Source organism: Nocardiopsis sp. CNZ308 (assembly GCF_004217075.1).
In genome coordinates, this window is record NZ_SHKJ01000001.1 from 1,539,763 (window position 1) to 1,566,225 (window position 26,463).

26 protein-coding genes and 2 tRNA genes are annotated in these 26,463 nt (G+C 73.5%); 15 read left to right on the forward strand and 13 right to left on the reverse strand.

Annotation, left to right across the window (positions count from 1 at the left end; genetic code table 11):
• Window positions 1-26 precede the first annotated feature (26 nt).
• Entirely contained in the window at window positions 27-629 is a 603-nt protein-coding gene (locus tag EV372_RS06555; protein ID WP_130395265.1) for a hypothetical protein, read from the reverse strand.
• Between the two features lie 1,129 nt (window positions 630-1,758).
• Here EV372_RS06555 and EV372_RS06560 point away from each other — a divergent pair.
• Window positions 1,759-2,484 carry a response regulator gene (locus EV372_RS06560; RefSeq protein ID WP_130395266.1) on the forward strand — a complete coding sequence of 242 codons (726 nt, stop codon included), beginning with the start codon at window positions 1,759-1,761 and terminating at the stop codon, window positions 2,482-2,484.
• Window positions 2,485-2,643: 159 nt separating this feature from the next.
• On the opposite strand, the gene EV372_RS06565 is transcribed toward EV372_RS06560, so the two are convergent.
• The 8 genes from EV372_RS06565 to galU all read right to left on the reverse strand — a co-directional run bounded on the left by EV372_RS06565 (window position 2,644) and on the right by galU (window position 9,284).
• Window positions 2,644-3,264 carry a TetR/AcrR family transcriptional regulator gene (locus EV372_RS06565; protein ID WP_130395267.1) on the reverse strand — a complete coding sequence of 207 codons (621 nt, stop codon included), beginning with the start codon at window positions 3,262-3,264 and terminating at the stop codon, window positions 2,644-2,646.
• Between the two features lie 343 nt (window positions 3,265-3,607).
• A tRNA-Ala gene (locus EV372_RS06570) sits at window positions 3,608-3,681 on the reverse strand.
• Window positions 3,682-3,809: 128 nt separating this feature from the next.
• A complete protein-coding gene (sepX, locus tag EV372_RS06575) occupies window positions 3,810-4,454 on the reverse strand; it encodes a divisome protein SepX/GlpR (RefSeq protein WP_130395268.1) in 645 nt (214 codons plus the stop codon).
• Window positions 4,455-4,849: 395 nt separating this feature from the next.
• Window positions 4,850-5,572, reverse strand: coding sequence for a GNAT family N-acetyltransferase (locus EV372_RS06580; protein WP_130395269.1), 723 nt, complete (start codon window positions 5,570-5,572; stop codon window positions 4,850-4,852).
• Between the two features lie 250 nt (window positions 5,573-5,822).
• A complete protein-coding gene (locus EV372_RS06585; RefSeq protein WP_130395270.1) occupies window positions 5,823-6,335 on the reverse strand; it encodes a MogA/MoaB family molybdenum cofactor biosynthesis protein in 513 nt (170 codons plus the stop codon).
• Window positions 6,328-6,837, reverse strand: coding sequence for a cyclic pyranopterin monophosphate synthase MoaC (moaC, locus tag EV372_RS06590; protein ID WP_019609858.1), 510 nt, complete (start codon window positions 6,835-6,837; stop codon window positions 6,328-6,330). Before moaC ends, EV372_RS06585 begins: the two co-directional genes overlap by 8 nt.
• A gap of 138 nt (window positions 6,838-6,975) precedes the next feature.
• Entirely contained in the window at window positions 6,976-8,208 is a 1,233-nt protein-coding gene (glp, locus tag EV372_RS06595) for a molybdotransferase-like divisome protein Glp (protein ID WP_130395271.1), read from the reverse strand.
• Window positions 8,209-8,345: 137 nt separating this feature from the next.
• Window positions 8,346-9,284, reverse strand: coding sequence for a UTP--glucose-1-phosphate uridylyltransferase GalU (galU, locus tag EV372_RS06600; RefSeq protein WP_130395272.1), 939 nt, complete (start codon window positions 9,282-9,284; stop codon window positions 8,346-8,348).
• A gap of 157 nt (window positions 9,285-9,441) precedes the next feature.
• On the opposite strand from galU, the gene EV372_RS06605 reads away from it, so the two are divergent.
• From EV372_RS06605 to EV372_RS06620, 4 genes are all read left to right on the forward strand, one after another.
• Entirely contained in the window at window positions 9,442-10,101 is a 660-nt protein-coding gene (locus EV372_RS06605) for a 5-formyltetrahydrofolate cyclo-ligase (RefSeq protein WP_130395273.1), read from the forward strand.
• A 220-nt stretch (window positions 10,102-10,321) separates the two neighbouring features.
• The gene (locus tag EV372_RS06610; protein ID WP_130395274.1) at window positions 10,322-10,687 is read left to right on the forward strand and encodes an FmdB family zinc ribbon protein; all 366 of its coding nucleotides are present in this window, start codon (window positions 10,322-10,324) and stop codon (window positions 10,685-10,687) included.
• Between the two features lie 186 nt (window positions 10,688-10,873).
• Window positions 10,874-11,530, forward strand: a complete 657-nt coding sequence (locus EV372_RS06615) for an SAF domain-containing protein (protein ID WP_130395275.1) — start codon at window positions 10,874-10,876, stop codon at window positions 11,528-11,530.
• Between the two features lie 105 nt (window positions 11,531-11,635).
• Window positions 11,636-12,043, forward strand: a complete 408-nt coding sequence (locus tag EV372_RS06620) for an MscL family protein (RefSeq protein ID WP_013155094.1) — start codon at window positions 11,636-11,638, stop codon at window positions 12,041-12,043.
• A 58-nt stretch (window positions 12,044-12,101) separates the two neighbouring features.
• Here the strand turns inward: EV372_RS06620 and EV372_RS06625 are convergent, their stop codons facing one another.
• Window positions 12,102-13,208: a M15 family metallopeptidase gene (locus EV372_RS06625; RefSeq protein WP_130395276.1), complete on the reverse strand. Its 1,107-nt coding sequence runs from the start codon at window positions 13,206-13,208 to the stop codon at window positions 12,102-12,104.
• 420 nt (window positions 13,209-13,628) lie between these two features.
• On the opposite strand from EV372_RS06625, the gene EV372_RS06630 reads away from it, so the two are divergent.
• Window positions 13,629-13,701, forward strand: a tRNA-Arg gene (locus EV372_RS06630).
• 140 nt (window positions 13,702-13,841) lie between these two features.
• On the opposite strand, the gene EV372_RS06635 is transcribed toward EV372_RS06630, so the two are convergent.
• Window positions 13,842-14,444, reverse strand: coding sequence for a TetR family transcriptional regulator (locus EV372_RS06635; RefSeq protein ID WP_130395277.1), 603 nt, complete (start codon window positions 14,442-14,444; stop codon window positions 13,842-13,844).
• Between the two features lie 139 nt (window positions 14,445-14,583).
• On the opposite strand from EV372_RS06635, the gene EV372_RS06640 reads away from it, so the two are divergent.
• Complete coding sequence (locus EV372_RS06640) at window positions 14,584-15,822, forward strand: Rossmann-fold NAD(P)-binding domain-containing protein (RefSeq protein WP_486484398.1); 1,239 nt, start codon at window positions 14,584-14,586, stop codon at window positions 15,820-15,822.
• 183 nt (window positions 15,823-16,005) lie between these two features.
• Complete coding sequence (locus tag EV372_RS06645) at window positions 16,006-16,224, forward strand: calcium-binding protein (RefSeq protein ID WP_130395278.1); 219 nt, start codon at window positions 16,006-16,008, stop codon at window positions 16,222-16,224.
• Window positions 16,225-16,375: 151 nt separating this feature from the next.
• Here EV372_RS06645 and EV372_RS06650 read toward each other — a convergent pair whose 3' ends face one another.
• Together EV372_RS06650 and EV372_RS06655 are read right to left on the reverse strand one after the other, a co-directional pair.
• Window positions 16,376-17,617: a phospholipase D-like domain-containing protein gene (locus tag EV372_RS06650; RefSeq protein ID WP_130395279.1), complete on the reverse strand. Its 1,242-nt coding sequence runs from the start codon at window positions 17,615-17,617 to the stop codon at window positions 16,376-16,378.
• A 143-nt stretch (window positions 17,618-17,760) separates the two neighbouring features.
• Window positions 17,761-18,558: a class I SAM-dependent methyltransferase gene (locus EV372_RS06655; RefSeq protein WP_130395280.1), complete on the reverse strand. Its 798-nt coding sequence runs from the start codon at window positions 18,556-18,558 to the stop codon at window positions 17,761-17,763.
• Window positions 18,559-18,921: 363 nt separating this feature from the next.
• Between EV372_RS06655 and EV372_RS06665 the strand changes: the two genes are divergently transcribed.
• From EV372_RS06665 to EV372_RS06695, 7 genes are all read left to right on the forward strand, one after another.
• Window positions 18,922-19,923 (forward strand): STM4015 family protein, encoded by a 1,002-nt coding sequence (locus EV372_RS06665; RefSeq protein ID WP_130395281.1) that lies wholly within the window; start codon window positions 18,922-18,924, stop codon window positions 19,921-19,923.
• 109 nt (window positions 19,924-20,032) lie between these two features.
• Window positions 20,033-21,082 carry an STM4015 family protein gene (locus tag EV372_RS06670; protein WP_130398795.1) on the forward strand — a complete coding sequence of 350 codons (1,050 nt, stop codon included), beginning with the start codon at window positions 20,033-20,035 and terminating at the stop codon, window positions 21,080-21,082.
• A 75-nt stretch (window positions 21,083-21,157) separates the two neighbouring features.
• The gene (locus tag EV372_RS06675) at window positions 21,158-22,183 is read left to right on the forward strand and encodes an STM4015 family protein (protein WP_130395282.1); all 1,026 of its coding nucleotides are present in this window, start codon (window positions 21,158-21,160) and stop codon (window positions 22,181-22,183) included.
• Complete coding sequence (locus tag EV372_RS06680) at window positions 22,180-23,295, forward strand: STM4014 family protein (protein WP_130395283.1); 1,116 nt, start codon at window positions 22,180-22,182, stop codon at window positions 23,293-23,295. The genes EV372_RS06675 and EV372_RS06680 overlap by 4 nt, the downstream gene beginning before the upstream one ends.
• A complete protein-coding gene (locus tag EV372_RS06685) occupies window positions 23,292-24,152 on the forward strand; it encodes an STM4013/SEN3800 family hydrolase (protein ID WP_130395284.1) in 861 nt (286 codons plus the stop codon). Before EV372_RS06680 ends, EV372_RS06685 begins: the two co-directional genes overlap by 4 nt.
• On the forward strand, window positions 24,149-25,495 hold the full coding sequence (locus EV372_RS06690; RefSeq protein WP_130395285.1) for an STM4012 family radical SAM protein: 1,347 nt from the start codon (window positions 24,149-24,151) through the stop codon (window positions 25,493-25,495). Before EV372_RS06685 ends, EV372_RS06690 begins: the two co-directional genes overlap by 4 nt.
• On the forward strand, window positions 25,492-26,424 hold the full coding sequence (locus EV372_RS06695; protein WP_130395286.1) for an STM4011 family radical SAM protein: 933 nt from the start codon (window positions 25,492-25,494) through the stop codon (window positions 26,422-26,424). The genes EV372_RS06690 and EV372_RS06695 overlap by 4 nt, the downstream gene beginning before the upstream one ends.
• Window positions 26,425-26,463: the final 39 nt, after the last annotated feature.

A 26,463-nucleotide genomic window follows, 5' to 3' on the forward strand; every position in this document is an offset into this window, starting at 1 on the left:
CCCCTCCCGCGCCCCGACCAGCGGCCTCACCCCACGAGCATGAGCACGAACAGGGCCAGGCCCAGCAGGATCACCGAGCCCACGATGATCGCGGGGGACCCGAAGGCCAGCACCAGGACCTCCACCGCCAGCGCTCCGCCGAAGGCCCCGGCCAGCCAGGGCCAGCGCGGGCCCGGCTCCCAGCCGTGGCGGCGCTCGCGGTTGAGCGTGATCAGGAACGCGCCCCCGATGATCAGCCAGAACACCAGGTGGGCGAGCGCGCGGGTCTGCGGATCGACGTAGTCCGCCATCCCGCCGACCACCATCACGTAGGTCGTCGTTCCCGCGAGCAGCCGCCAGTGCCCGCCGGTCCTGCGGGCGGGGATGACCTTGCGCCGGGCCGGTGTGGTGCGCCGGAAGCGCTCCGCCGCGACCGCGGGCTCCTCCTCCACCGGTTCGACCGTGGTCTCACGCGGTCCGGGAGGCGGGGGCTCGGGGGGCGGGGGCTCGTATCCCCCCACGGGTGCGGCCTCCGGCGGTGGCCGGTGCTCCTCCGCCGGGGACACGGGGTCCCCCGGCGTGGCCAGGGGGTCCTGCGGCGGGGACTCTTCGGGGTGGTATCCGCCGGGGTACTTCGGGGAGTCGGACACGGTCCGCCCCTTCACGGTCGCGCGGTGGGCCCCTGCCGGGGCCGGGGTTCGGTGTCCGGATCCCTACCCGGTGCCGCGCTCGGTCAAATCCCCGTCCCGGCGCCTTCCGGGGGCGGTGCGGACCGGACGGTGGAGGCGGGGACGAGGAAAGGACCCGACCGGTCCTCGGGGGTCCGGTCGGGTCCCTGTGCCGGGGTTCGGCGGAACCCTTTCGGCGGACTGGTTACAGCCAGGCCCACCCGTTGTCACGGGCAGTAATCACGCGCGTGGTCATGGCATCTACCTTTCGTGTGGCTTCCAGCCCATCCCACGACCACGATGGCGTAGAGCGCTCTCGGTCCGCAAGCCCCATGGGCGAATGTTCATCATTTTATGGCACGGACACCGCCGAAGCCCGCTGAAGCATGGCCCGAATAGCCGAATCCTGGCTTGTCTTCCCAGCTCAGAAGGGCTTTCATTACCGCTGACAGAACAACTTCCAGCTTGGCGGCCTGCCAAAACAAGACATCAGCCAGGTCAAATCAACACCATGAATATAACGGAGAGCGACGGCGTTCCCATTTCTCCGGGGCGGGAAATCCGGATATCCGGCGGCGCGTTTGGGCGCGACCCCGGAGATCAACACGGGCTGTTACCAGGGAGAACCTACTGAACCTAATGTCGGAAAGCAGAGCTATGCCAGCTTTGCACCATCACATCCGTTCTGTCTGAACGTGACTCTGCGTCATGGCGCCTTCGTCCCCCCTCCGCGGGCGCGCCCGCGGAGGGGGAGTCCCCAGAGCACGTGTTTCGGTCATGTACAAAACCGCATATCCCACTTCCCTCTTCCCGGGCCCATGGTGGCGGCACCCTTCCACGCCGTTCCCGCGGTGTCGTTCGCACCGTTTCCCGCGGGTGCGACCGGGGTAGCGGGCGGTGAGTTCGTCCGTTACCACTCCGCTCACCGAGCGCACATGAGACAATGGGCAGCCCCAGCAGGAGGTCTCCATGCGCATCCGTCTCCCCCGGCCGGCCCTTCTCCTCCTGGCCGGCGGTTGGACATGCCCGCACCGCGTCCGCCCGGACAGACCCGGGTACCCGGTGCGTGAGAGCCCGTCACACGGCCAGGGGCGGGACGGGTAGGAGATCCATGAGCGCACACCCCCTCTTCCCCGCCCAGACCCCCTGTCCCGGGGAGCCCGCCGCTCCGGCCGCCCCGATCCGCGCCATGGTCGTGGACGACCACGCGCTGTTCCGCCGGGGCCTGGTGTCGGTCCTGGACGAGGAGCCCGACATCGACGTGGTCAGCGAGGCCAACGACGGGGAGGAAGCCGTTCGCCTGGCCGCCGAGCTGCGTCCGGACGTCGTCATCATGGACGTGATGATGCCGCACACCAGCGGCATCGACGCCTGCTCGCGCATCCGTGAGGCGGTGCCGCACACCAGGTTCATCATGCTGACCATGAGCGACGACGAGAGCGACCTCTTCGACGCGCTCAAGGCCGGGGCCACGGGCTACCTGCTCAAGGCCATCTCGGTGACCGAACTCGCCGAGGCGGTGCGCGCCATCGTCAAGGGCGACTCGTTCATCAACCCGGCGATGGCGACCAAGCTCATCGGGGAGTTCGCCGAGCTGGCCAAGCAGGAGAGCGCCCCGCCCAGCCGCACGACCATCCCCGAGCTGACCCGGCGCGAGACCGAGGTGCTCAAGCTGCTGGCCCGCTCCCTGAACAACCGGGAGATCGGGGAGCGGCTGTTCATCACCGAGAACACCGTCAAGAACCACGTCCGCAAGATCCTGGAGAAGCTCCAGGTGCACTCGCGCACCGAGGCCGCCATCTACGCCGTCCGGGCCGAGTACGTCTCCGGGCGCTGAGGCCTTCCGGCCGGGTCGGGCCCCAGCGGTCGGCGGACGGCCGCCAGCCGGACGCTGGAGCCCGTCCGGCGTCAGCAGCGCCACGAGTCCCAGGAGTACCGAGAACGCCCGCGTGGACGCGTCCTGTGCGCGGCGGGCGCGCAGGGACGCCGGGCGGGCCTACTCCCCCTCGGAGGGGCCCCGGCCCGCGGCGGAGGGGCCGAAGAGCAGCCCGGCGCTGCGGCGGGTGACGGTGAGCAGGTCGGCGTCGCGGAACAGGTCCCCGAACCCCGAGCCCTCCAGGTTCCCCGTGAGGGAGAGCGTGGCGATGCCGTGCACGACCGACCAGCCCGCGACCATGGCGGCGGCCGCGTCCTCGACCTCCCGGCCCTCCTGGGCCAGGGAGTCCACACCGGCGCGGAGCTCGTCGAAGGCCGCCGTGCGCGCCGCGTTCAGCTCGGCGTCGTCGTCGCTCAGCAGGCTGGGGGCGAACATCACGTCGAAGTGCGCCGGGTGGCCGGTCGCGAAGCGCACGTACTCCACGCCCGCCTCCAGGAAGCCCCCGCCGGACTCGCGGTTGGCCCGCAGCCGCGCGGCCAGTTCGCGGAAGCCCTCGGTGGCCAGGGCGTTGAGCACGCCCTCACGGCTGCCGAAGTGGTGCCGGGGGGCGGTGTGGCTGACCCCGAGTTCGAGTGCCAGCGAGCGCAGGCTGAAGGAGTAGGGCCCCTCCCTGGCGATGACCTCGGCCGCCTTCTCCAGGACGGCGGCCCTGAGGTTCCCGTGGTGGTATCCGTGTGCCATGGCTCCGCACCCTACGACGGCGGGTTTCCACTGTAAAGATTGCGGAGGCCTGCCCCGCCGCGAAGGCGGGGAGTACGCTGGACGGGTACCGGCCGCCCCGCGACAGGGGATAGCCGCTTCGCCGGTGACACTCGGGGCTCCGGTCCGGAAACGACCTCCCGCCGCAGGGAACAGCAGCACCGCCTCCGGACCGGGGCCCGTCCGGCTGTACGCGCCGGGGCGCCGTGCGGGCCCCTCCGCGCCGGGGAAGAGCACGGGACCGCCGCCGGAGATCTCCCGGGGACGTCCCCCGGAACACGGCGAAGGCCCCTCCCGAACCCGGAAGGGGCCTTGCTGTCTGCGGTGGAGCTATGGGGATTTGAACCCCAGACCCCCTCGATGCGAACGAGGTGCGCTACCGGACTGCGCCATAGCCCCGAAGACGAGATCCACATTAGCAGGAAACCCGGAGTGGTCCGAACCGGCTTCTCCCGGTTCGGTCCGGAGGGGACGCGGCCCCGGCCCGAACCGTTCCCGGTCCGGAGCCGGACCGGTCCCGGACCGGATCAGTCCCCGGCCGCCCGCAGCCGGGCGTCCGCGTACTGGTCGTAGACCTGGCTGCGCCGCTCCTTGAGGGCGATCACCTCGGCCTCGCGCTCGGCCTCGCGCCGCCGCTCCGCCTCGTCGCGGCGGGCGCGCAGGACCTCACGGCGGCGGGCCCGCAGGGCCGCCTCCCTGCGCTCGGCGTCGGCCTTGGCGGCCTCACGGAGCAGGACCAGGTGTCCGGCGAACAGCAGCACCGGCGGGACGGCCGCCCACCAGGGCCCCAGCCCGAGGGCCACGGCCACGAGGGTGGCGGCGTTCACCAGGATCAGCGTCGTGGTGCGACGGCGGCGGCGGGCGATGACGCGGGCGCGCGGCCCCGACTCGGCGCGGTAGCGCCCCGGGCGCGGCGCGTCCCCGGCGGGCCCGGGGGCGTTCGCCGGTGCGGTGTCGTGGTCGTCGCGGCGCAGGACCCGGGTCTCCGTGGCGTCCGGGTCCTCCGCACGCCCCTCGGCGTCCTCCCCGGCCTCGTCGGCCTCGGTCCCCGCGGGTTCCTCGTCCTCCCGCGGGTCCTCGTGGAAGGTGTCGGGGTCCTTCCGCAGCAGCATCGGCACCAGGACTATGAGCCACACCACCACGATGGCCAGGTACAGAGGAGAGCTGCTCATCACCCCTCCTCACGATGACGGCCACTGGACGTTGATCGACACCTCGTCGACACCGCGCCGCGTGGTGCCCCCGGGGACGGAGACGTCCCGCCGGGGAGCGCCGCACCCGTCCCTCCCCGGACCCGGGGAGTTTCCGGTGCGCCATATCCACGCGTTGCCCGCATCGTCAATGCGTCTATGTTCCGCACGGTACGACCCCGTGTCCATAAATGCGCCACATTCTGACCGGAGTGTCGCAAGATTGTGGACTCTCAGTTTCGGACGCCCTGACCCCGGGGGTGAAAGTACAGGTCAGCCAACGACTGCGGAGTGCAGTCCCAATTCAACGCAAAGTAATGATTCAATGTCACTAAAGTCAGGTTTAAGTTCCGGATGCTTCTGCGATGTTGGCACGTTCAGTTCGGCTCCGGGTACGGACTCGCCGGATCGTGTGGATCCCGGCCGCCGTTCGGGCCCTGTGGCCCCAAAGCGGAACCAGGGCCGGAACCGGGTTCCCCGGACGGTCCGGAAGAAGAGGACTCGTGGCGCCACCGGTACATCAGCCCCCGGGGGACCTCCTCAGCGGTGATCGCGTAGCAGATGTGGTCGCGCCAGGCCCCGTCGATGTGCAGCTGCCTCCTGCGCACGCCCTCGTCGCGAAAGCCCAGCTTGGCGACCACGCGTCTGCTCGCCCGGTTCTCGGGCCGGACGTTGGCCTCGATCCGGTGCAGCCCGACGCGGAAGAAGGAGTGGTCCACGGCCAGCGCGACCGCGGTCGGGGTGATGCCGAGCCCGGCGTGGGCGCTGTCGATCCAGTACCCGACCTGCGCCGACCGGGCCGAGCCCCACACGATGGCCCCCACCGTGATCTGGCCGACGAACCTGTCGCCGTAGAGGACCGCCCAGGGCATGGACAGGCCCTGCCTGGCCTCGTGGCGGATGGACTGGAGCATCGAGACGTAGGGGGTGAGCCCGGTGGTGCGCAGCGGCATCTCCGGATAGGTGGGCTCCCAGGGGCGCAGCCACTCCTCGTTGCGCGAACGCGTGTCCCGGAGCGCCGCGGCGTCGCGGAGCCGCAGTGGCCGGAGTACGACCGAACCCTCCTGGAGGGTGACGGGCCACCCATGTCTGCGATTCACGACCGTCCCTTCGATGCCCTCGGCACCGTAGCCCAGCGCTGCGACACCGGACGCGGAGGCGTCGGGTTCCCGTCGCCGGTGACGGGCTCCAGTATTCCACTCCCCGGGACGCGGCATGGCTGCGGTAGCCCCAGCGGACAAGAATCGGCTGATTCTTAACTCCAATACTCCCGTACCGAAAACCGGCCCTGTCCCAAGGAATTCTCAACGGTCGGAATGCCCGGGATGTGATTCCGGTCATTGTCCGGTGTCATTCGGAGCGGGCGTGGTCGCCTCCGCGCAGCTGGTCCACCGCGTGCCGCAGCACCGGCGCCAGCACCTCCATCCCGTCGGCGGCACCGCCCCGGGAGCCGGGCAGGTTGACCACGAGCATCCGGTGCCCCGCGCGCTCGGCGACCCCGGCCAGGCCGCGCGACAGGATCGCCGTGGGCACGCCCTTGTCCCGGCCCGCCGCACGCAGCGCCTCGGCGATCCCGGGGATCTCGTAGGACAGCAGAGCGCGCGTCACCTCGGGCGTGTGGTCGTGCGGGGTCAGACCGGTCCCCCCGGTGGTGACGACGGCGTCGAGCCGCTCGTCCAGGGCGCGGCCGATGGCCTGAGCCACCGGTTCGCCGTCGGGGACCACCCATGGCCCCACGACCTCGCAGCCGATCCCGCGCAGCCCCTCGGCCACGACCGGTCCGGAGCGGTCCGGGTACACTCCCGCCGCCGCCCGGTTGGACGCCGTGACGACCGCCACGCGGGGGACGGGGGCGTCAGTCACCACGCCTCCAGTGGCCCTTCCTGCCTCCGGTCTTCTCCTCGACGCGCACCCCGGTGACCTCGGCCGCGGGGTCGATCGCCTTCACCATGTCCACCAGCCCCAGGGCCGCGGCCATGACGCAGGTGAGCGCCTCCATCTCCACGCCGGTGCGGTCGGCGGTGCGGACCGTGGCCCGGATGTCCACGCCCGCGTCCACGACGGTGAGGTCCACGTCCACTCCGTGCACGGCGATGGGGTGGCACAGGGGCACCAGGTCGGGGGTGCGCTTGGCCGCCTGGATCCCGGCGATGCGGGCGACGGCCAGGGCGTCGCCCTTGGGCACCTCTCCCCCGCGCAGGGCGGCGACGGCCTCGGGGCCGAGCAGCACCCGGCCCGACGCGGTGGCGGTGCGCGCGCTCACCGTCTTCTGCGAGACGTCGACCATGCGGGCGGCGCCGGATCCGTCCAGGTGGGTGAACCCGGAGGGGTGGTCGGCCCCCTCCCGCCGTGGGGTGTCGGTCATGGGCCCGCCAACTCCTCCGCTCGGAACGCGGGACGCGGCCGGTCGGCCGCGTCCGGGCGCGCCGGAGCGCGCCACCACGACCGTACGGCACTCCCGGGGCACCCGCTCCACGGGTCCGCGGACCCGGTCGGGCGCGGCTCAGGCAGGTTCGGGCAGGCGCACCACCTCGACGCGGCTGCCCGCGGCCAGTTCGGTCACCTCCTCGGGCACCACCACGAACGCGTTGGCCCCGGCCAGGGCGGACAGCTGGTGCGAGCCCTGGTGCGCGGCCGGGGACACCGTGGACTCGGCGTCGCGCCCGTAGGGGGACTCCTCCAGCACCGCGCGCAGGAAGGAGCGGCGCCCGGGCGGGGAGGTGACCGGCGAGGTGAGCAGGGCGCGCATGCTCGGCAGCGGCCGGGGGTCGAGCCCGCGCAGGCGGCGCAGCGCGGGCCGGACGAAGACCTGGAAGGACACGAAGGCGCTCACCGGGTTGCCGGGCAGCGTGATGATGGGGGTCCGGTCCGGGCCGATCACGCCGAAGCCCTGGGGCTTGCCCGGCTGCATCGCCACCTGGACGAACTCCACGGTGCCCTCACGGGTGAGCACCTCCTTGACCACGTCGTGGGCGCCCATGCTCACGCCGCCCGTGGTCACCACGATGTCGGCGCGCACCAGCAGGTCGTCCAGCGTGTCGCGCACCGTCTGCGGGTGGTCGCCCACGAACCCGTGGCGGTGCACCTCGCACCCGGCGTCGCGCGCGGCGGCGGCGATCATGAAGCTGTTGGACTCCCAGATCTGGCCGGGGCCGAGCGGACGCCCGGGCTCGACCAGCTCCTCGCCGGTGGAGAGCACCATCACGCGGGGGCGGGCGTAGACCGGCACCGAGCGGCGCCCGACGGCCGCCAGGACGCCCATCTCCCCCGGGCCGACGCGTACGCCCGGCCGCAGCACGGTGGCGCCCGCGGTGACGTCGTCCCCCGCGCGGCGCACGGCGTTGCCCTCCTTCACCGGCCGGTCGAAGGTCACGCTGGCCGTGCCGCCGTCGGTCCACTCGACCGGGACCACCGCGTCCGCGCCCGAGGGCATGGGCGCGCCGGTCATGATCCGGGCGGACCTACCCGGCAGGACCGCGGTCGGGGAGGGGTCGCCCGCCGGGATGTCGGCCACGACCGGCAGCCGCACGGGGTGGTCCGGCGAGGCCGACTCCAGGTCCGCGGCGCGCACCGCGTACCCGTCCATGGACGAGTTGTCGAAGCCCGGCAGCGAGACGGGCGAGGTGACGGCCTCGGCCAGCACGGCGCCGTGTGCCTGGAGCAGGTCCAGCTCGGTCGGCACGGGGTCGGGGATGAGTGCCAGGACATCGGCGATGTGCTGTTCGACGCTCTTCACGGGGGTTCCTCCCGGTTCGCGGTTCCTGTGGTGGCCCCGCCTCCCCTCCCTCAGGAGACGGCTCGCGCCCCATTCTTGCCGCGTCCGGCCCCGTATGCGGTGCGCCGGGCCCCGGTCGGGGCGCTCGGGAGTCCCGGTCAGGGGCGCTGGGCCCGCGCGCGGTCGACGAAGTCGCTCAGCCAGGGCAGCAGTTCGTCGGCGAGGTCGGGGCGCCGGCAGGCGAAGTCCACGACCGTGCGGATGTAGTCGGCCTTGTTGCCGGTGTCGTAGCGGCGGCCGCGGAAGAGGACGCCGTGCACCGTGCCGCCGTCCTCGGGCTTGCGCCGGGCCAGCTCGCGCAGGGCGTCGGTCAGCTGGATCTCACCGCCCCGGCCGGGCGGGGTCTCGTGCAGGACGGGGAAGACCGCCGGGTCGCAGACGTAGCGGCCGATGATCGCCCAGCGGCTCGGCGCCTGCTCGGGGGCGGGCTTCTCGACCAGGTCGGTGACGGTGACGACGTCGTCCTCGTCGGTGGGCTCGATGCCCGCGCACCCGTACAGGGACACCTGCTCGGGCTCCACCTCCATGAGGGCGACGACGCTGCCGCCGTGGCGCTCGCGCACCTCGATCATGCGGCGCAGCAGGTCGGCGGACTCGATGAGGTCGTCGCCCAGCAGGACGGCGAAGGGGTTGTCACCGACGTGCGCCTGCGCGCACAGCACCGCGTGGCCCAGGCCGCGCGGCTCGCCCTGGCGGACGTAGTGCACCTGGGCGAGGTCGCTGGACTCGCGCACCGAGCGCAGCCGGGCGTCGTCGCCCTTGGCCTCCAGCGCCTCCTCCAGCTCGTAGGCCCGGTCGAAGTGGTCCTCGATGGAGCGCTTGCTGCGGCCCGTGATCATCAGGACGTCCTGGAGGGAGGCGGCCACCGCCTCCTCCACGACGTACTGGATCGCGGGCTTGTCCACGATCGGCAGCATCTCCTTGGGCGTGGCCTTGGTCGCGGGCAGGAAGCGCGTGCCCAGGCCCGCGGCGGGTACGACCGCCTTCGTGACGGACACGGAACCGGAGGGTCGCTTGTGGTCGGTGGAGTCGTTCATGTCGGCACTTTAGGCCAGCGGTCGGCCGTCTCCGCGCCTGCACACACAGGAGGGCGCCAAGAAGTACGGATGGTTTCGGGTGGCGGAGGGTGGACCGCCACCGCTTGTTCACCGCACGGGGCAACCGGCCGGGTCGGGGCGGTGCCACACTGGGGCCATGGGCGAGAACGGACTGCGTGAGGCCAAGGCCGGGCTGCGGAGGGGTTTCCTGGAGCGGCGGCGCGCCCGGGGTCCCGAGGAGCGCGCCCGGGCCGGGTCGGCGGTCCGCGACGCGCTGCTGGACGTCCCGTGGCTGGCCATGGGCGGGACGGTCGCCTGCTACTACTCCGTGGGCGGCGAGCCGGACACCCGCAAGCTGGTGGCGGCGCTGTGGAAGCGCGGCGCCTACGTGCTGCTGCCCGTGTTCCTGCCCGGCGGCGAACTGGACTGGGCGGCCTTCGACGGGCCGGACTCCCTGGCCCCGGCCGGTCACGGGCTGCTGGAGCCCGTGGGCCGCCGCTACGGGCCCGACGCGCTGGCCCGGGCCGACGCGGTGGTCTGCCCGGCCGTGGCCGTGGACCGGCGGGGGACGCGCCTGGGGCGCGGCGCCGGGTGCTACGACCGCGCGCTGGCCCGCAAGGGCCCGCACACCCCGGCGATCGCCCTGGTCCACGACGAGGAGTTCGTGGAGTCGCTGCCCGCCGAGCCGCACGACCGGCCGGTGGACGCCGTGGTCACCCCGTCCGGCGGGGTGCGGGTCCTCGGCGCGGGCGTGTGGCCGGGCGGACTGGCTGAGCGGGAGCGGCTGAGCCGGCAAGGACTGAGCGGGAGCGGCTGAACGAGAGCGGCCGGACCGCGGGGGCGGGAGGCGCGGGGCGGGATTAACCCGGGCCCCGGGGGCGTTGTCGCTGGCGGTCGCGCTCCGGCGGCGCCCGGCGTCCGGCCGCTCGCGCCCCCGCACCGGTCCCCGTGGGCGAGGCCCTGTCACGGCTCCGGTCGGCGAGCGCGTACTATTTAGCAGTCAACGGGCGAGAGTGCCAGCAAGGAGGACCCGAACAGTGCCTACGTACCAGTACGCGTGCACCGAGTGCGGCGCCCAGATGGAGGTCGTGCAGAGCTTCAGCGACGACGCGCTGACCGTCTGCCCCGAGTGCGAGGGCCGCCTGCGCAAGGTGTACTCCGCCGTGGGCATCGTCTTCAAGGGCTCCGGCTTCTACCGCACCGACAGCGGCAAGTCCTCCAACAGCTCCGTGCTGACCGGCTCGGGCTCCACCGAGGGCAAGGACAGCGGGAACTCGGGCTCCACCGACTCCTCCGCCGCGTCCTCCACCTCCTCGGACGCCAAGGGCTCCTCCTCGGACACCACCACCAGCAGCACCACGGCCAAGGCCGCCAGCACCAGCGCCACCGCCGCGACGAGCTGACCGCCGGGCCGTTGACCGCCCACCGCGCCGCCGACCCCTCGGCGGCGCGCGGCATGTCCGGCCCCGGCGCGGGTGCGCCGGGCAGCCGCCCGCCGCGTCCCCGCCCGGACGCCCCGGTGCGCGGCCCGCGCGATCGGGCCTGTGGACAACCTCCGAACGGCCCCTCCGCGGCCTAGCGTTGAGGTCATGACCAACGCCGCACCCCCGCCCTACCGGCACCGTCGCGCGCTCACCCGGCTCCTGGACCGGCACCGGCGCGTCGTCGCCGCCCTCCTGGCCGCCGCCGCGCTCCTCAGCGCCGTCCTGGCCGTACGCCCCGCGCCCGTACCCGTCACCCGGGTCCTGGTCGCCTCCCGCGACCTCGGCGCCGCGGACCCCCTCACCGAGGGCGACCTCACCGCCCGGGACCTGCCCGCCGGCTCCGTGCCGGGCGGCGCGCTCGCGGCCGACACCGCGACCGCCGGGCTCCGTCTCAACGCCCCGGTACGCCGGGGGGAGGTGATCACCGACGCCCGGCTCGCCGACCCTCCCGCGCGGGCCTACGGCCCCGGCCTGGTCGCCGTTCCGGTGCGGGTGGCCGACCCCGGCGCGGTGGGCCTGCTCTCCCCCGGCAGCCGGGTGGACGTCCTCGCCGCCGGAGGGGGCGACGGCCTCGCGCCCGCCCGTGCGGGCCCCGCCGTGGAGGTGGTCAGCGACCGCCCCGTCCTGGCCCTGCCGGAGGAGGAGTCCTCGGGCGGCGGGGAGGGCGGCGCGCTGATCGTCGTCGCGGCCACGCCCGTCGAGGCCCGGAGTCTGGCGGGCCACGCGGCCGCCTCCCGGCTGTCCATCACCATCCGCGGTTGACCGGCGACGTCCGGTGGGCAAAGCTGTCCGGGCGCCGCGGGCTCCCACCAGGGGGTCCCGCTCCGGCGCCCGTACGGACACCACGAGTATGTAGGGCTTGTATCCATGCAAGGCTTCAAGAAGTTCCTGCTCCAGGGCAACCTGGTGCAGCTGGCGGTCGCGGTCGTGATCGGCGCGGTCTTCGCCAACCTCATCACCGCGTTCACCGAGGGGTTCATCACCCCGCTGATCGGCATCTTCGGCGGGGTCCCCACCTTCGGCGACCTCTACTTCGAGATCAACGGGAGCCGGTTCCTGTACGGGGCGTTCGTCGACGCGCTGATCTCGTTCCTGATCACCGCAGCGATCCTGTACTTCTTCGTGGTCCTGCCCGTGGCCAAGGTGGTGGAGCGCTTCGTCAAGGCCGAGGAGGCCACCACGCGCGAGTGCCCGCACTGCCTCAGCGAGATCAGCAAGAAGGCGTCCCGCTGCGCCCACTGCACCAGCGAGGTGGTGCCCGAGACCGCCGCCTGAGGCGGTCGGACGCGCCGGGGGCGGCCCCGTGCGGGGCCGCCCCGGCAGGCACCGAAGGTCAGCCGGTGTACTCCCAGTGCCAGGGCTCGAAGGGACTGGACTTGGCCCAGGCAGGGTGGTGCCAGCCGAAGTCGGCGCCGTTGGCCTCCATCCAGAGCCAGCGGTCGGACCGGTAGTTCTGGATGCCGCAGCCGAGGTCGATGGCCTGTCCCAGGCCGTGGTTGCTCGTACCGGGGACGGCCGCGAAGCCCGGCGCGACCTGTCCGTAGACGCGGTGCTGGTTGGGCAGGTCGCGGTAGGCGCTGGTGATGCACATGTTCTCGCCGAACTCGTCCACGTACCTGGCGTTGAGCTGGAGGAAGTCCACGGCCGCGTCGGCGCGCAGCTTCTTGTCGTCGTAGAGGTCGCACAGGGAGTTGGCCGGGAGCAGGCCGTTGGCCGCCCCCTGGGCGTTCGCGGCGGCGGCCGGGTCGCAGTCCCCGGCGGCCATGTAGGCCTCCGGATCGATGCCGCGGTCCTCCAGCTCCTGCACCAGCTCGTTCGTGGTCTGCTCGGACCGCTCGCGCAGGGCCTCGATGTCCGCGGCCAGCTCGACCTGTTCGAGCTGGGTGGTGGTCTGGAGCTCCTGCGCCTGGCTCGCCAGCTCGACCTGCTCCTCGCGCAGGTCGGTGGCGTCCTGGATGAGTGCCTGGTTGTCCTCGGAGATCTTCGCCGCGTAGGACTGGATCTGCAGGTCCTCGGTGAGGGACCCCGACGCCAGGACGGCGAGCATGCCGCCGTCGGGCTGCTTGTACAGCGTGCTGGCCAGCTGGGCCAGCGGTTCGCGCATCTCGTTGAGTTCGAGTTCGGTCTGCTGGAGGTCGTAGATGGTCTGGACCAGCTCCGACTGGGCGTCCTCCAGCGCGTCCTGGCGGTCGACGAGGTCCTGGTTGGCCTCCTCCAGCTCCTGGGAGGCGGTCTCGGCCCTCTCCCGGAACTCCTCCAGGCTCGCCTCGGCGGGATCCAGCGCGCCGGTGGACACCGGCGCCACGAGGAGCGCGGTGACGAGCGTGAGCGTCAGCGCCTGTGCGAAGCGGACCCGGTAGGACAGGGCGAAGGCGGTGAGCGCCCCGCCGCCACCCGGTACGCGGGACCTGCGCCGCGCCGCATCAGAAGTGAACGGCACGAATGATCCTCCGGCTGCTTTTCCTCGAACACCTACCCGTGGCCGCAAGGCAACGTACTACATGTCCACTTGCGGCCACGCGAGATCGGTCCACCGGACGGAGCGGGTCGCGGACGGGCCCCACCCCGCCCCGCCGCCCTCTGCTCCGGGCTTCGGTGAAACACCTGGTCACCGCCGGGCTGGTCAACGCCGAGCCCGCGCCCCCGTCGTTATCGAGGGTACATATGCGGCCATAACACGACATGCGCCATGAACAACGTCACACCGCACCAGGACAACCAATCGTAGGTCAGCGTACTCCGCCATGCACGCAGAGTCCCCCAACCGCCCCCGCCGGAGGCGGACCGACACCCCATCCACGTCCATCCTGGGTTAGGCTTGGTCCGGTGACGGGATAAGACATACCCGCGCCAGACCCATGGCTCCGTAGCTCAGGGGATAGAGCACCGCTCTCCTAAAGCGGGTGCCGCAGGTTCGAATCCTGCCGGGGCCGCATGGGATGACCTGCGATGACCTCGCAGAGCCGTCAGGGTGAGAGCCCCGCGGGCCGCAATCACGGTTGCGGCCCGCGGGGCTCTACTCGTCTCTGCACGTCATCTGGGAACGCGCGTCCGACCGGCCACCCGCTGGCGGTCACCGGCGGTCGGCCGCCTCCGTGAAACCCGCGAGCAGCGCGGCCACCGTCCGCCGGACCCGGTCGCCGACCACGGAGTCCCGCGCGCCGGTGAGCACGAGGTGGTGGACCGCGCCGACCACCGCCAGCGCCAGCGCCTCGGGGTCGGCGCTCCCGTGGAGGCGCCCCAGGCGCCGCTCCGCGGCGAGGTAGTCCGCGGCCGCGGTCTCGACCGCCTCCAGACCGGCCGTGCGGTCGCCGAGGACCGCGCGCACGCGTCCGGCCAGCTCCGGCCGGGAAACCATGAGCCTGGTCAGCGCCAGGAGGACCGTCGGCGGGGTCGCCAGCACGGCCTCGGCCAGGTTGTCCGCGACCGCGCCCGTACCGGCGCGCCCCGGCAGGGACGCGGCCCGGGCGCAGACCTGGAAGCCCCGGTCGACGGCGTAGGCGGCCAGGAAGTCGTCGGTGTCCGCGAAGTGGGCGTACAGCAGCCCGGCGGCGACACCGGCCTCGCGTGTGACGGCCCGGCCGCTGAGCCCGGCCGGCCCCTCCCGGACGATCACCCGCTCGACCGCGGAGAAGAGCCGCTGCCTGAGTTCGGGGATGGCGACACCACGTGGCATGCCAGGAAGTCTAGGTCCTCGAACGGCCCCGGCGCGGTCGGCCGCCGCACACCGGGCCACCGGCTTGCGCTTGGTATGAACACGTGCTCATACTTGGATGAACGCTTGCTCATACCAATGTGGTCCGGAGGTCGCGGTGATGAACGACGGGGACTCCTCCCAGCGTGTCGGTGGAGAGGACGGCGGCTCGCCCCCGGGGCGGGCGGTGATCGTCGGCGCGGGCATCGCCGGGCTCGCCACCGCGCTACGGCTCCACCGGGCCGGTTGGGAGACGCTCGTGGTCGAGCGCGCCCCGGCCCGCCGCAGAGGCGGCTACATGGTGAACCTGGTCGGGTGGGGATACGACGCCGCCGAGCGCCTCGGCCTCGTCCCCGCGCTCTCGGCCAGCGACATCGGCCTGTTCTCCACGGTCCTGGTGAGGGCCGACGGTCGGCGCAAGTTCGCCGTCCCCCCCGAGATCGCCAGGGCCGCCCTCGGCGACCGGGCGCTCACCGTGTTCCGGGAGAACCTGGAATCGGCGCTGTACGAGGCCGTGCGCGGTAGCGCGGTCCTGCGATTCGGCACCACCGCCGTGGACGTGGCCCAGGACGCCGACGGCGTCCGGGTCGGGCTCAGCGACGGCACCACCGAGCGCGCCGACCTGCTCGTCGGCGCCGACGGGCTGCGCTCCGGCGTCCGCGCCGCCGTGTTCGGCCCCGAGGCGGACTTCCGCGTGGACCTGGACCACGTCGTGGGCGCGTTCCCGCTCGACCGGCTCCCCGAGGACGTGCCCGAGGGGACCGGCACCACGTTCATCGGGCCGGGGCGCACCGCGGCGGTCGTCAACCTCGGCCCGGGCCGGTCGTCGGCCTTCCTCGCCTACCGCTGCGCGGACCCGGGCGCCGAACTGGCCCGGGGGCCGGTCCGGGCGCTCACCGCGGCGTTCGGCGACCTCGGCGGGGGTGTGCCCGACGTGCTCCGCCAGCTGCGCGCCGACCCGTCCGGCGCCTACTTCGACTCCGTCAGCCAGGTCCGCGTGGACCGGTGGAGCCGCGGCCGGGTCGTGCTGCTGGGCGACGCGGCCTGGTGCCCCTCCCTGTTCGCCGGGTACGGCGCGGCCCTCGCGCTCAGCGGCGCCGACCGGCTCGGCGACGCCCTGGAACGGCACGGCGGCGACGTCACCGGGGCCCTGGCGCGGTGGGAGGCGGGCCTGCGCCCCGAGACCCGCAGGCGGCAGGCGCTCGCCCGGCGGGGGACGCGCCAGTACGCCCCCTCCAGCCGCGCGCACGTGTGGATGAACGACCTGGCGATCCGGGCCGTCCTGCTCCCGGGCGTCCGCGGCCTCGTCCAGCGCCGCATCCGGCGCGCCAGCATCCGGCACGCCGCGGCGGACGGGTGAGGGGCGCGCGGCCCCGGCGGCCGTCCGGCGCGGCCCCGGAGCCGGCCGACCCGTGACCGCGCCCCGCGCGTCCGCGTTCTCCCCGGTCATCGGCGCCGCTTCCCCCACGTGTCGCCATGACACCGGGGGCGGCTCGTCCGATCATGGGGTGGGAGCAGGTACCGGACGGGGGAGGTCACACGGATGGCGCACGCGGAGCACTTCCGGGACGAGCAGGCGGAGGAACCGGACAGAACACCCGCCCGGCAGCGGGGCGGCTCGCCCGCCGCCATCGCCGGTGCGCTCCACCGCACCCCGCACCCGGGCCCCCAGCACTGGGGCGGGCCCCGGCCCCGCAAGACGGACCCGGACCCGTTCTTCCCCAACCGGCTGGGGCCGCCGCCCAAGCGACGCCGCTCCTGAGCGGGCGTCCGCCCGGCGGCCCGCCGAACACGGTCCAACGCCGCGGCCGGAGCACGGGGCCGACGTAGCCGTACTCGTGGCCGTGGTGCTCAGCGGGTGCACGGCGTCCCGGTGGGCGTGGGTCCCCCGGGGGAGGCGGCGCCCCCTCCCCTCACAGGAAGGGCCGCCAGGGCGCCAGCACGGCCTCGCCGAACTTGGCGTACCAGGGGCGGTCCCGCCACTCCCACTCGGTCAGCTCGCGGGCGTTGGCGAGGTCGTTGGCGAAGACCTCCTCCAGGTGTGCGGCCACGCCCTCGTCGAAGATCTCCACGTTGATCTCGTAGTTGCCCGTCAGGCTCAGCCGGTCCACGTTGGCGGTGCCGATCGTGGACCAGCGGCCGTCCACCGTCGCCGTCTTGGCGTGCACCATGGCGTTGCGGTACAGCCACAGGCGCACGCCGCCGCGCAGCAGCACCGAGTACTGGCTGCGGGAGATCCAGTCCGCGACGACGTGGTTGGACTCCTCCGGTACGAGGATGTTGACGTCCACGCCGCGCTCCACCGCCCCGACCAGGGCGTTCTGGAACTCCCGGTCGGGCATGAAGTAGGCCTGGGTGAACAGCACCCGCTCCTTGGCCCGGTCGATGGCCTCCAGGAACATCGCCCGGATGGGGTAGATGAGCATCTCGGGCACGTTGCGGTGCACGCGGAAGTGCGCGTCCCAGTCGGGGTCGCCGAAGTTCTCCAGCTCGGGCTGGAGGGACCGCCGGTTCATGTTCCAGAAGTCGCTGAAGGCGTTCTCCAGCTCCCACACCGCCGGGCCGGTCACGCGCATGTGGGTGTCGCGCCAGTCGGTGGCGTAGAGCGAGCCCACGTTGTACCCGCCGACGAAGCCCACCTCGCCGTCGACGGTGAGGATCTTGCGGTGGTCGCGGCCGGACTTGCGGATGTTCAGCAGCAGCACGCCGGGCCGGAGGGCCGGGTACTCCAGCACGTGGACGTTGGACGGGAAGCGGAAGAAGGACCGGGGCACCACCAGGTTCGCGAAGCCGTCGTAGACGACGTACACCTCGACTCCCCGGTCGGCCGCCTCGATGAGCGCGCGCTTGAACCGCTGGCCCACCCGGTCGTCCTTGATGATGTAGGACTCGAACAGGACGCGGCGCCGGGCCCCCCGGATCGCCGCGATCATGTCCTCGAACAGGTCCTCGCCGTAGGTGTACACGGTCGCCGTGGTCCCGCTGTCGCCCACCGGCAGCTCGGCGGGCGCCATGCGGGGGAAGAAGGCCCGGCGCGGCCGCACCTTCCTGCGCCAGTGGTTGACCCCCATGAGGGTCGCGGCCACGGCGACCTGGGTGGTCACCAGCCCGACGAGCCCCCACTTGGCCACCGAGGTGATGGTGGAGCGTCGCACAGTCGCCTCCCGGGCAGGGACCTCCGCGGTGCCGGGCCCGACCGCGGACGCCCCTGGTACAAAGTGGACGTCAACCGTATCCCGGGACGCCGGCGGACGGCGGCGCGCCCGCCCCGTGTCTCCCGTGACGCGGGACTCTCCTCCTACCCCTGTTCCCGGCGGCGGAACGCCACCAGCTCCGTGGTCGGGCTCTCACTGCGGCCCCGGACCAGGCGCCGCTCCAGCGGGTAGAGCGCCGCGCCCGCGAGCCACCCGGTCGGCGCGGTGAGGGTGGCCGCGCGCAGGGCCCCGCCCCACGCCTTGCGCCAGGGCGCGGGGGCGTCCACCTGGGCGTTCATCAGCATGAGCATGGGCACCCGGCGGACCAGGTCGAACCCGGCCCGGTCCGCGGTGTCGGTGATCCACTCCAGGGTGCGGTTGACCTGGTGCTCGCCGCGCTGCTCGGGGCGGCGCAGGCAGTTCTCGGAGATGACGAGGAGACCGCCGGGGCGCAGCACCCGGGAGAACTCGCCGAGGGCCCGGGTGTAGCGCTCGTCGTCGGTGATGTGGAAGAGCACGTCCATGCAGGACAGCGCGTCGAAGGAGTCGTCGTCGAAGGCGTCGAGGTCGGCGGCGTCCTGGCGGACGAACCTGTGGTCGGGGAACCTGCCGCGCAGGCGCTGCACGGCGGCGTCGGTCATGTCGCACCCGGTGACGTCACCGACGCCCATCCGCTCCCACAGGCGCACGTAGAAGCCGGTGCCGCTGCCCACGTCGAGGACGCTGGCGCCGGACCGGCCGGGGGTCAGCCGGGCGGCCTCGCGCAGGAACACCTCCTCGCGCACCTTGTACATCCACGTGTTGAAGGGGCGGCCCAGGGCCCGGTAGCCGACGCCGCTCTCGGTCCAGTCGCCTTCGAGACGGCGTTCCCAGAAGTCTCGCAGTTCGCTGTGCGTAGCCATGGGACCACTGTCACACCGCGCCCGCGGGAAGTCCCGCCGAAGCGCCGCGACGGCCCCGGAGAGCCGCGTGCGCCCGGTTTTCGGACATCCTCCCTGCCCCGAGGCGAAGGGCCGGATCTCGCGACCCCGCCCGGCCGCAGGACGCGGTGCGCCTCGGACAGGGCCCGGTATCGGTCGGGGACGGGTGCGCGGGGCGAGCGCGCACGGGACGGTGACGGACCCCCCGTCGCCGAAGGGCGGGTCCTGCGAGGCGCCGGACGTCCTGGAGTGCCCGGCCGTGAGGGCGGTGCCGGAGGAGGCCCCGGTGTCGGAGCGGACTGCTATGCATGGCCGCACACACCCTCCGAGACTCCGGGAGCCCCCTTGACCTTCCACGACCACCTGACCGAGTTCGCCGGGCTGCCCGTCGCGAGCTACCCGGAGGCCCTCCGCCTGGAACGGCGCGGGGAGGGCGTCCCCTCCGGCGGCCGGTCCCCGGAGAGGGACGGCCTGGCCGACCCCGGGTCGGTGGCCTGGCGCTTGGACCAGTACGGCGTCGGGGACGACGGCCCCCGGGCCCACCTGGAGGGCTTCCTGGAGTTCGTCGGCGCCCCCGCCTCGGTCCGCGCCCTCGTGGTCGGCAGCCTGGTGGAGGGCTTCGAGGTGGAGTCCTCCGAGGCCGTGTGCGCCGCCCTCGTGGAGGTCGCTCCGCGCCTGCCCGGCCTGCGCTCCCTCTTCTACGCGGACCTGGTCCTCGACGAGTGCGAGGCGTCGTGGATCGAGCACGGGGACCTGTCCCCGCTGGTGAACGCCTTCCCTGGCCTGACCGGGTTCTCCGTGCGCGGCACCACCTGCCTGAGCCTGGAGGCGCTGGAGCACGGCGGGCTGCGCCGCCTCGCCCTCCAGGGCGGGGGACTGCCCGCGCGGCTCACCCGGGAGGTCGTCTCCGCCCGGCTCCCCGCCCTGGAGCACCTGGAGCTGTGGCTGGGCGTGAAGGACTACGGCGGCGACACCACCGCTGAGGACCTCGCCCCCGTCCTGTCCGGCGAGGCCTTCCCCGGGCTGCGCTCCCTGGGCCTGCGCAACGCCGAACACACCGGCGCCTGGGTGCGCGCGCTCTCCGAGGCCCCGGTCACCTCCCGCCTGCACACCCTGGACCTGTCCCTGGGCACCCTTCACGACGAGGACGTCCCGCCCCTGCTGGAGTCGCCCGTGTTCCGCGGCCTCGGGAAGCTGGACCTGCACCGCCACTACCTCTCCGAGGAGGCGGAGGAGGAGGTCCGCGCGGTGTTCACCCGAGCCGGGGTGGAGGTTGACCTGTCCGGACGCGAGAAGCCGGACGTCTGGGGAGGCGGTGTCGTGTACTACCCGGCGGTCTCGGAGTAGTTCCGGGTACCGCCGGGGAGCCCCGGGCCGCCCGGACGCGGGCGGCCCGGGCTGTCGCGGCTCGCTGGTAGGTATGGACGCACACTCCGCCGCACCCCTGGGAGCCCCCGTGGCCTTCGACGCCCACCTGACCGAGTTCGCCGGACTGCCCGTCGTGGAGTACCGCTCCTCAGAGGGGTGGACCCGGGAGGCCGAAAAGGAGCGCGAGAGGGCGAAGTGGCGGGGCGGGAGCTTCACCGACGCCGGCCCCTACCCGCCCCCGGCACTGGCCGCGGCCCTGGCCGACCCCGGGTCGGTGGCCTGGCGCCTCAGCGACGATGAGGAGCCCCTGGACGACTACCGGCGGTTCATCGCGCAGGTGGACCAGGACCGGGTCGCCGCCGTCGTGCTCGGGGACATGCGGGAGACCTTCTCCGTGCAGTGCCCCGATCCCCTCAAGCGCGCCCTCCTGGAGGTGGCGCCGGACCTGACCGGGCTGCGATCCCTCTTCTACTGCGACGTGACCTTCGAGCAGGTCGAGGTCTCGTGGATCGAGCTGGGCGACATGGCCCCGGTCCTGGCCGCCTTCCCCCGGCTGACCGAGTTCGCGGTGCGCGGCACGGGCGACATGAGCCTGCACGTGCCCCGGCACGACTCGCTGCGCCGCCTCACCCTCCAGGGCGGAGGACTGCCCGGAAAGCTCACCCGCGAGATCGTCTCGTCCGGGCTGCCGAACCTGGAGCACCTGGAGCTGTGGCTGGGAGTGGAGAACTACGGGGGCGACACCACCCCGGAGGACCTCGCCCCGGTGCTGTCCGGCGAGGCCTTCCCCGCGCTGCGCTCCCTGGGCCTGCGCAACGCCGAGCACACCGACGACTGGATTCCGGTCCTCGCCGGGGCGCCCCTCACCTCCCGCCTGCACACCCTGGACCTGTCCCTGGGCACCCTCACCGACAGGGGCGCTCGGGCCCTGGTCGAGGCCGCGCCCGCGTTCGGGCACCTGAAGCGGCTCGACCTGCACCACCACTACCTGTCCGAGGAGATGAGCGAGCACGTCCAGGCCGCCTTCGCCGGGACCGGTGTGAACGTGGACCTGTCCGACCGCGAGGCCGGCAGTGACTGGGAGGACGAGGACTTCGACTACGACTCGGCCGGCTTCTACACGGCCGTCACCGAGTAGGGCCCGCGACGTCCATCGTGTCACTCCGGGCTGCTAGATATGTTCCTGCCCGAAACCCCGAGGTAGGAGCCCCCCGTGCCGAACAACCACCACATCACCGAGTTCGCGGGTCTGCCCGTGATCGAGTTCCCCGCGGTCGACACCGAGGAGGGCGGCACCTACACCGAGGACCCGCCCCAGTCCCCCGAGGCGCTGGCCGCGGCGATCGCCGACCCCGGCTCGGTGGCGTGGCGACTGCGCGTCTCGTCGGTCTACCCGGCCGAGGACTTCGGGGACTACTTCGCCCGCTTCCTCGCGGCCGTGGACACCGGCCGGGTCCGGGCCCTGATCGTCGGCGGCTGGGGCGACTTCGAGGAGGAGCCGCCCTCGACCGTCCCGCGCGACGCGCTCATCGCCGACGCCGACGCGTTCCCCGAGCTGCGGGCGCTGTTCTTCGGCGAGATCCTCCAGGAGGAGTACGAGATCTCCTGGATCCACCAGACCGACCTGGCGCCCCTGGTGGCGGCGTTCCCCCTGCTGGAGGAACTGACCGTGCGCGGCACCGGCGACCCCTACCTGGGCGACGGCAAGCTGGAGCTGGCCCTGGCCGAGCACACCGGCCTGCGGACCCTGGTCCTCCAGACCGGCGGCCTGCCCGGCCAGGTCTCGCGCGAGATCGCCGCCTCGCCGCTGCCCTCCCTGGAGAACCTCGAACTGTGGCTGGGCTGCGAGCAGTACCGGGGCGACACCACCCCGGACGACCTGGCGCGGGTGCTCTCCGGCGAGGCCTTCCCCGAGCTGCGCTACCTGGGCCTGCGCAACGCCGAGAAGATCGACGACTGGATCCCCGTCCTGGCCGAGGCCCCCGTCCTGGCCTCCCTGGACGTCCTGGACCTGTCCCTGGGCATCCTCACCGACAAGGGGGGACGGGCCCTGGCGGAGGCCGCGTCCGCGTTCGCGGGGCTGCGCCGCCTGGACCTGCACCACCACTACCTGTCCGAGGAGGTGCGGGAACGCGTCCGCGCCGCCCTGCCCGGCGTGGAGGTGGACCTGTCCGAGCACCGGGAGCCGTACACCCACGGGGGCGGCGAGCCGTACTACTACACCGCGGTCGCGGAGTGACCCCCGGACGCCCCCTGGTCGTGGTGGGGGTCCCCGGCCACCGGCGCCTGGAGCTGTTCGACGCCGCGGCCGGGGCCCTCGGCCTGCCCGGACCGGTGGTCGTGCCGTGGCGCGATCTGGCCGCCGGGCCGGTGGAGCTGCCGCGGGACGCCCTGGTCCGGGTGGACTCCCCGGGCGGCGACGCCGAGACCGAGCGCCTGCTGCGGGGCTGGGAGCACACCCCCGACCTGTACCGGGCCGAGGGCACCGGCGACCAGCACGCCGGGTTCCGGGCCGCGCTGGACCGGCTCGCCGGGGCGGTGCGCGCCACGCCGGGCGCGGCCCTGCTCCAGGAGCCCGCCGACCTGGTGGACATGTGCGACAAGCGGCGCTGCCACGCCCGCCTGGCGGCGGCCGGGGTGCCGGTGCCGCCCGCCCTGCCCGGGCCGGTCACCGGCTACGCGTCGCTGCGCGCGGCGATGGAGGCCCACCGCTGGCCGAGGGTGTTCGTCAAGCCCGCGCACGGCTCCTCGGCCTCCGGCGTGGTGGCACTGGCCACCGCCTCGGGGGGACGGATCCGCGCGGTCACCTCGGCCGACCTGGTCCGGGGCGCCGACGGCTCCGTGGAGCTGTACAACAGCCTGCGGCTGCGCACCTACACCAGCGAGGAGGACGTCGCGGCGGTGGTGGACGCCCTGGCCCCCGACCACCTGCACGTGGAGCGCTGGGTGCCCAAGGCGGGGTTCGCGGGCAGGGCCGTGGACCTGCGCGTGGTGGTGGTCGCGGGCCGGGCCGCCCACGTCGTGGTGCGCTCCTCCTCCTCGCCCATGACCAACCTGCACCTGGGCAACGCCCGGGGCGACCTGGCGGCCCTGCGGGAGTCGGTGGGCCCCCGCGCCTGGGAGCGGGCGATGGCCACGGCCGAGGCCGCCGCCGCGTGCTTCCCGCGCACCCTGTACGCCGGGGTGGACCTGCTGGCCTCCCCGGGGTGGCGGGAGTTCGCCGTGTGCGAGGTCAACGCCTTCGGCGACCTGCTCCCCGGTGTCCTGCACGAGGGCCGCGACACCTACGCCGAGCAGCTGCACGCCCTGGCCACCGGCCGTTTCCCCGTCCCCGAACCCGAGAGCGTATGAACAGCACCGCACCCGACATGAACGCCGTGGTGGGCACGCACGACATCCTGCTGCTCACCCTGGACACCCTCCGCCACGACGTGGCCGCCGAGCTGGCCGAGGCGGGCCGCACCCCGAACCTGGCCCGGTTGCTGCCGGACGGGCGGTGGGAGCGCAGGCACGCGCCCGCGAGCTTCACCTACGCCTCCCACCTGGCGATGCTCGCCGGGTTCCTGCCCACCCCCGCCTCCCCCGGGCCGCACCCGCGCCTGTTCGCCGCCGCGTTCCCCGGCAGCGTGTCCACCGCGCCCGGCACCTGGACCTTCGAGGCGCCCGACCTGGCCTCGGGACTGGCCCGGGCCGGCTACCACACGGCCTGCGTGGGGGGCACGGGCTTCTTCAACCGGCGGTCGGCGGTGGGCTCGGTCATCCCGGACATGTTCGCCGAGAGCCACTGGGAGGAGTCCTTCGGCGTGACCGACCCCCGCTCCTTCGAGCACCAGGTGGCGTGCGCGGCCCGGATCGCCGGGGAGCGCCCCGCGGACCAGCCGCTGTTCCTGCTGCTCAACGTGTCGGCGCTGCACCAGCCCAACTGGTTCCACCTGCCCGGGGCCGTCCGGGAGGACGGCGACACCCGGGAGAGCCACGCCGCGGCCCTGGAGTACGTGGACCGGCACCTGCCGCCGCTGCTGGCCGCGATGTCGGCCCGCCGCCCCTGCTTCGCGATCGTGTGCTCCGACCACGGCACCGCCTACGGGGAGGACGGCTACACCGGCCACCGGATCGGCCACGAGACCGTGTGGACGGTCCCCTACGCCCACGCGTTCCTGCCCCGGGGACGCACCGCTCCCGCCGACGCACAGGAGGCGACCGCGTGACCACCGCCCTGACCCCGCGCCCAGAGCCGGTGCGCGCCGACTCCCCCTACCAGTCCTACGTCTACGCCTACCCGCACAAGAGCGCCTACCGGCCCTTCACCGAGCGCCCCGCCCTCGCCGACCTGTGGCGCGGCGAGGACGTCGGCGCGCTGTCGCTGTACGCGCACATCCCCTTCTGCGAGATGCGCTGCGGGTTCTGCAACCTGTTCACCCGCTCCACTCCCCCGGCCGAGCAGGTCACCGCCTACCTGGACGCGCTGGAGCGCCAGGCGGAGGCGGTGGCCGGGGCGCTGCCGGAGGGCGCCGCCTTCGCCCGGGCCGCCCTGGGCGGCGGCACCCCCACCTACCTGACCGCCGAGGAGCTCACCCGGGTCTACGACCTCACCGAGCGCGCGTTCGGGGTGGACCTGTCGGCGATCCCGGTGTCGGTGGAGACCTCCCCGGCCACGGCCACGCCCGACCGGCTGGCGGTGCTCGACGCGCGCGGCGCCACCCGGATCAGCATGGGCGTGCAGAGCTTCCTGGACACCGAGGCGCACGCGGCCGGGCGTCCGCAGAAGCGCGCCGAGGTGGACCGGGCGCTGGCCGCGATCCGCGAGCACGCCTCGGCCGACCTCAACCTCGACCTCATCTACGGCATCGACCGCCAGGACGCCCGCACCTGGGCCTACTCCCTGGACACGGCGCTGGAGTGGGAGCCCGAGGAGGTCTACCTGTACCCGCTCTACGTGCGCCCGCTCACCGGGCTGGGCCGCCGCGCCCGCGCGTGGGACGACCACCGGCTGGGCCTGTACCGGCAGGGCCGCGACCACCTGCGCGAACGCGGCTACGAGCAGGTGTCCATGCGCATGTTCCGGCGGGCGGACGCCCCGGGGACACAGGCCCCGGACCACTCCTGCCAGACCGACGGCATGGTGGGGCTGGGCTGCGGGGCGCGGTCCTACACCTCCGCCGCGCACTACTCCTTCGACTACGCCGTGGGCGTGGGGCAGGTGCGGTCGATCATCGCCGACTACACGAGCCGCGACCGGGCGGACTTCGGACGGGCCGAGGTGGGGTTCCGCATGGACGGAGGCGAGCGGCGCCGCCGCCACCTGCTCCAGTCGCTGCTGCTCGCGGAGGGGATGGACACCGCCGCCTACGCCGACCGGTTCGGCTCCCGCCCCGAGGAGGACTTCGCCGCGACCCTGGCGGTGCTCGACGGGCGCGGCTGGCTGGAGCGGGACGGCGCGCCGGACCTGCTGCGGCTGACCCCGGAGGGGCTCGCGCACTCCGACGCGGTGGGGCCGATGTTCTTCTCCGCCGGGGTGGCGGCCCTGATGGCCGACTACGAGGCCCGGTGAGCGCGGTGCCCCCTTCCTCTTCGTCCCCGGACCGGGCCTCCGTGCTCCCGCCGCACCTGACCCTGCTCTACCGCGGCCCGCTGGCCAGCTGCGACTACGACTGCCCGTACTGCCCCTTCGCGAAGCGGCGCGACAACCCCGGGACGCTGCGCGCCGACCGCGCCGCGCTGGAGCGCTTCACCGGATGGGTGTCCGCGCTGGAGGCGGAGCACCCCGGCACCCGGGTCTCGGTGCTGTTCACCCCGTGGGGCGAGGGGCTGGTGCGGTCCTGGTACCGGACCGCGATCATCCGCCTCAGCCACCTGCCGCACGTGGAACGGGTGGCCATCCAGACCAACCTGAGCGGCCGCCTGGGCTGGCTGGCCGACTGCGACCCCGCCACCGCCGCGCTGTGGACCACCTACCACCCCGGTCAGGTGACCCATGAGCGCTTCCTGGCCAAGGCGCGCGAGCTGGACGGGATGGGGGTGCGGTTCAGCGTCGGCGTGGTCGGCGAACCGGAGCACCTGGAGGCGGCCCGGCGGATGCGCGCCGAACTGCCCGAGCGGGTGTACCTGTGGGTGAACGCCGCCGAGGGGCGCGCCTACACCGACGCCGAGGCCGAGCTGTGGCAGGCCCTGGACCCCCACTTCCACTACAGCCGCAGCCCCCACCCCAGCCGGGGCCTGCCCTGCCGTACCGGTGACACTGTGCTGTCCGTGAACGGCGACGGCGACGTGCGCCGGTGCCACTTCGTGGACACGCCGATGGGCAACCTCTACGACGGCTCGTTCACCGCCCGGCTCGGCCCCCGCGCGTGCCCGCTGACCAGCTGCGACTGCCACATCGGCTACGTCCACCTGGAGTCCCTGGACCTGTACGACGTGTTCCGGGGCGGGGTGGTGGAACGGATCCCGGCGGCCTTCGGCTCCTCGCTCCCGCTCGTGTGAGACGGGTCAAAACCGCTTCGCAACGTCACCGGGAACAGA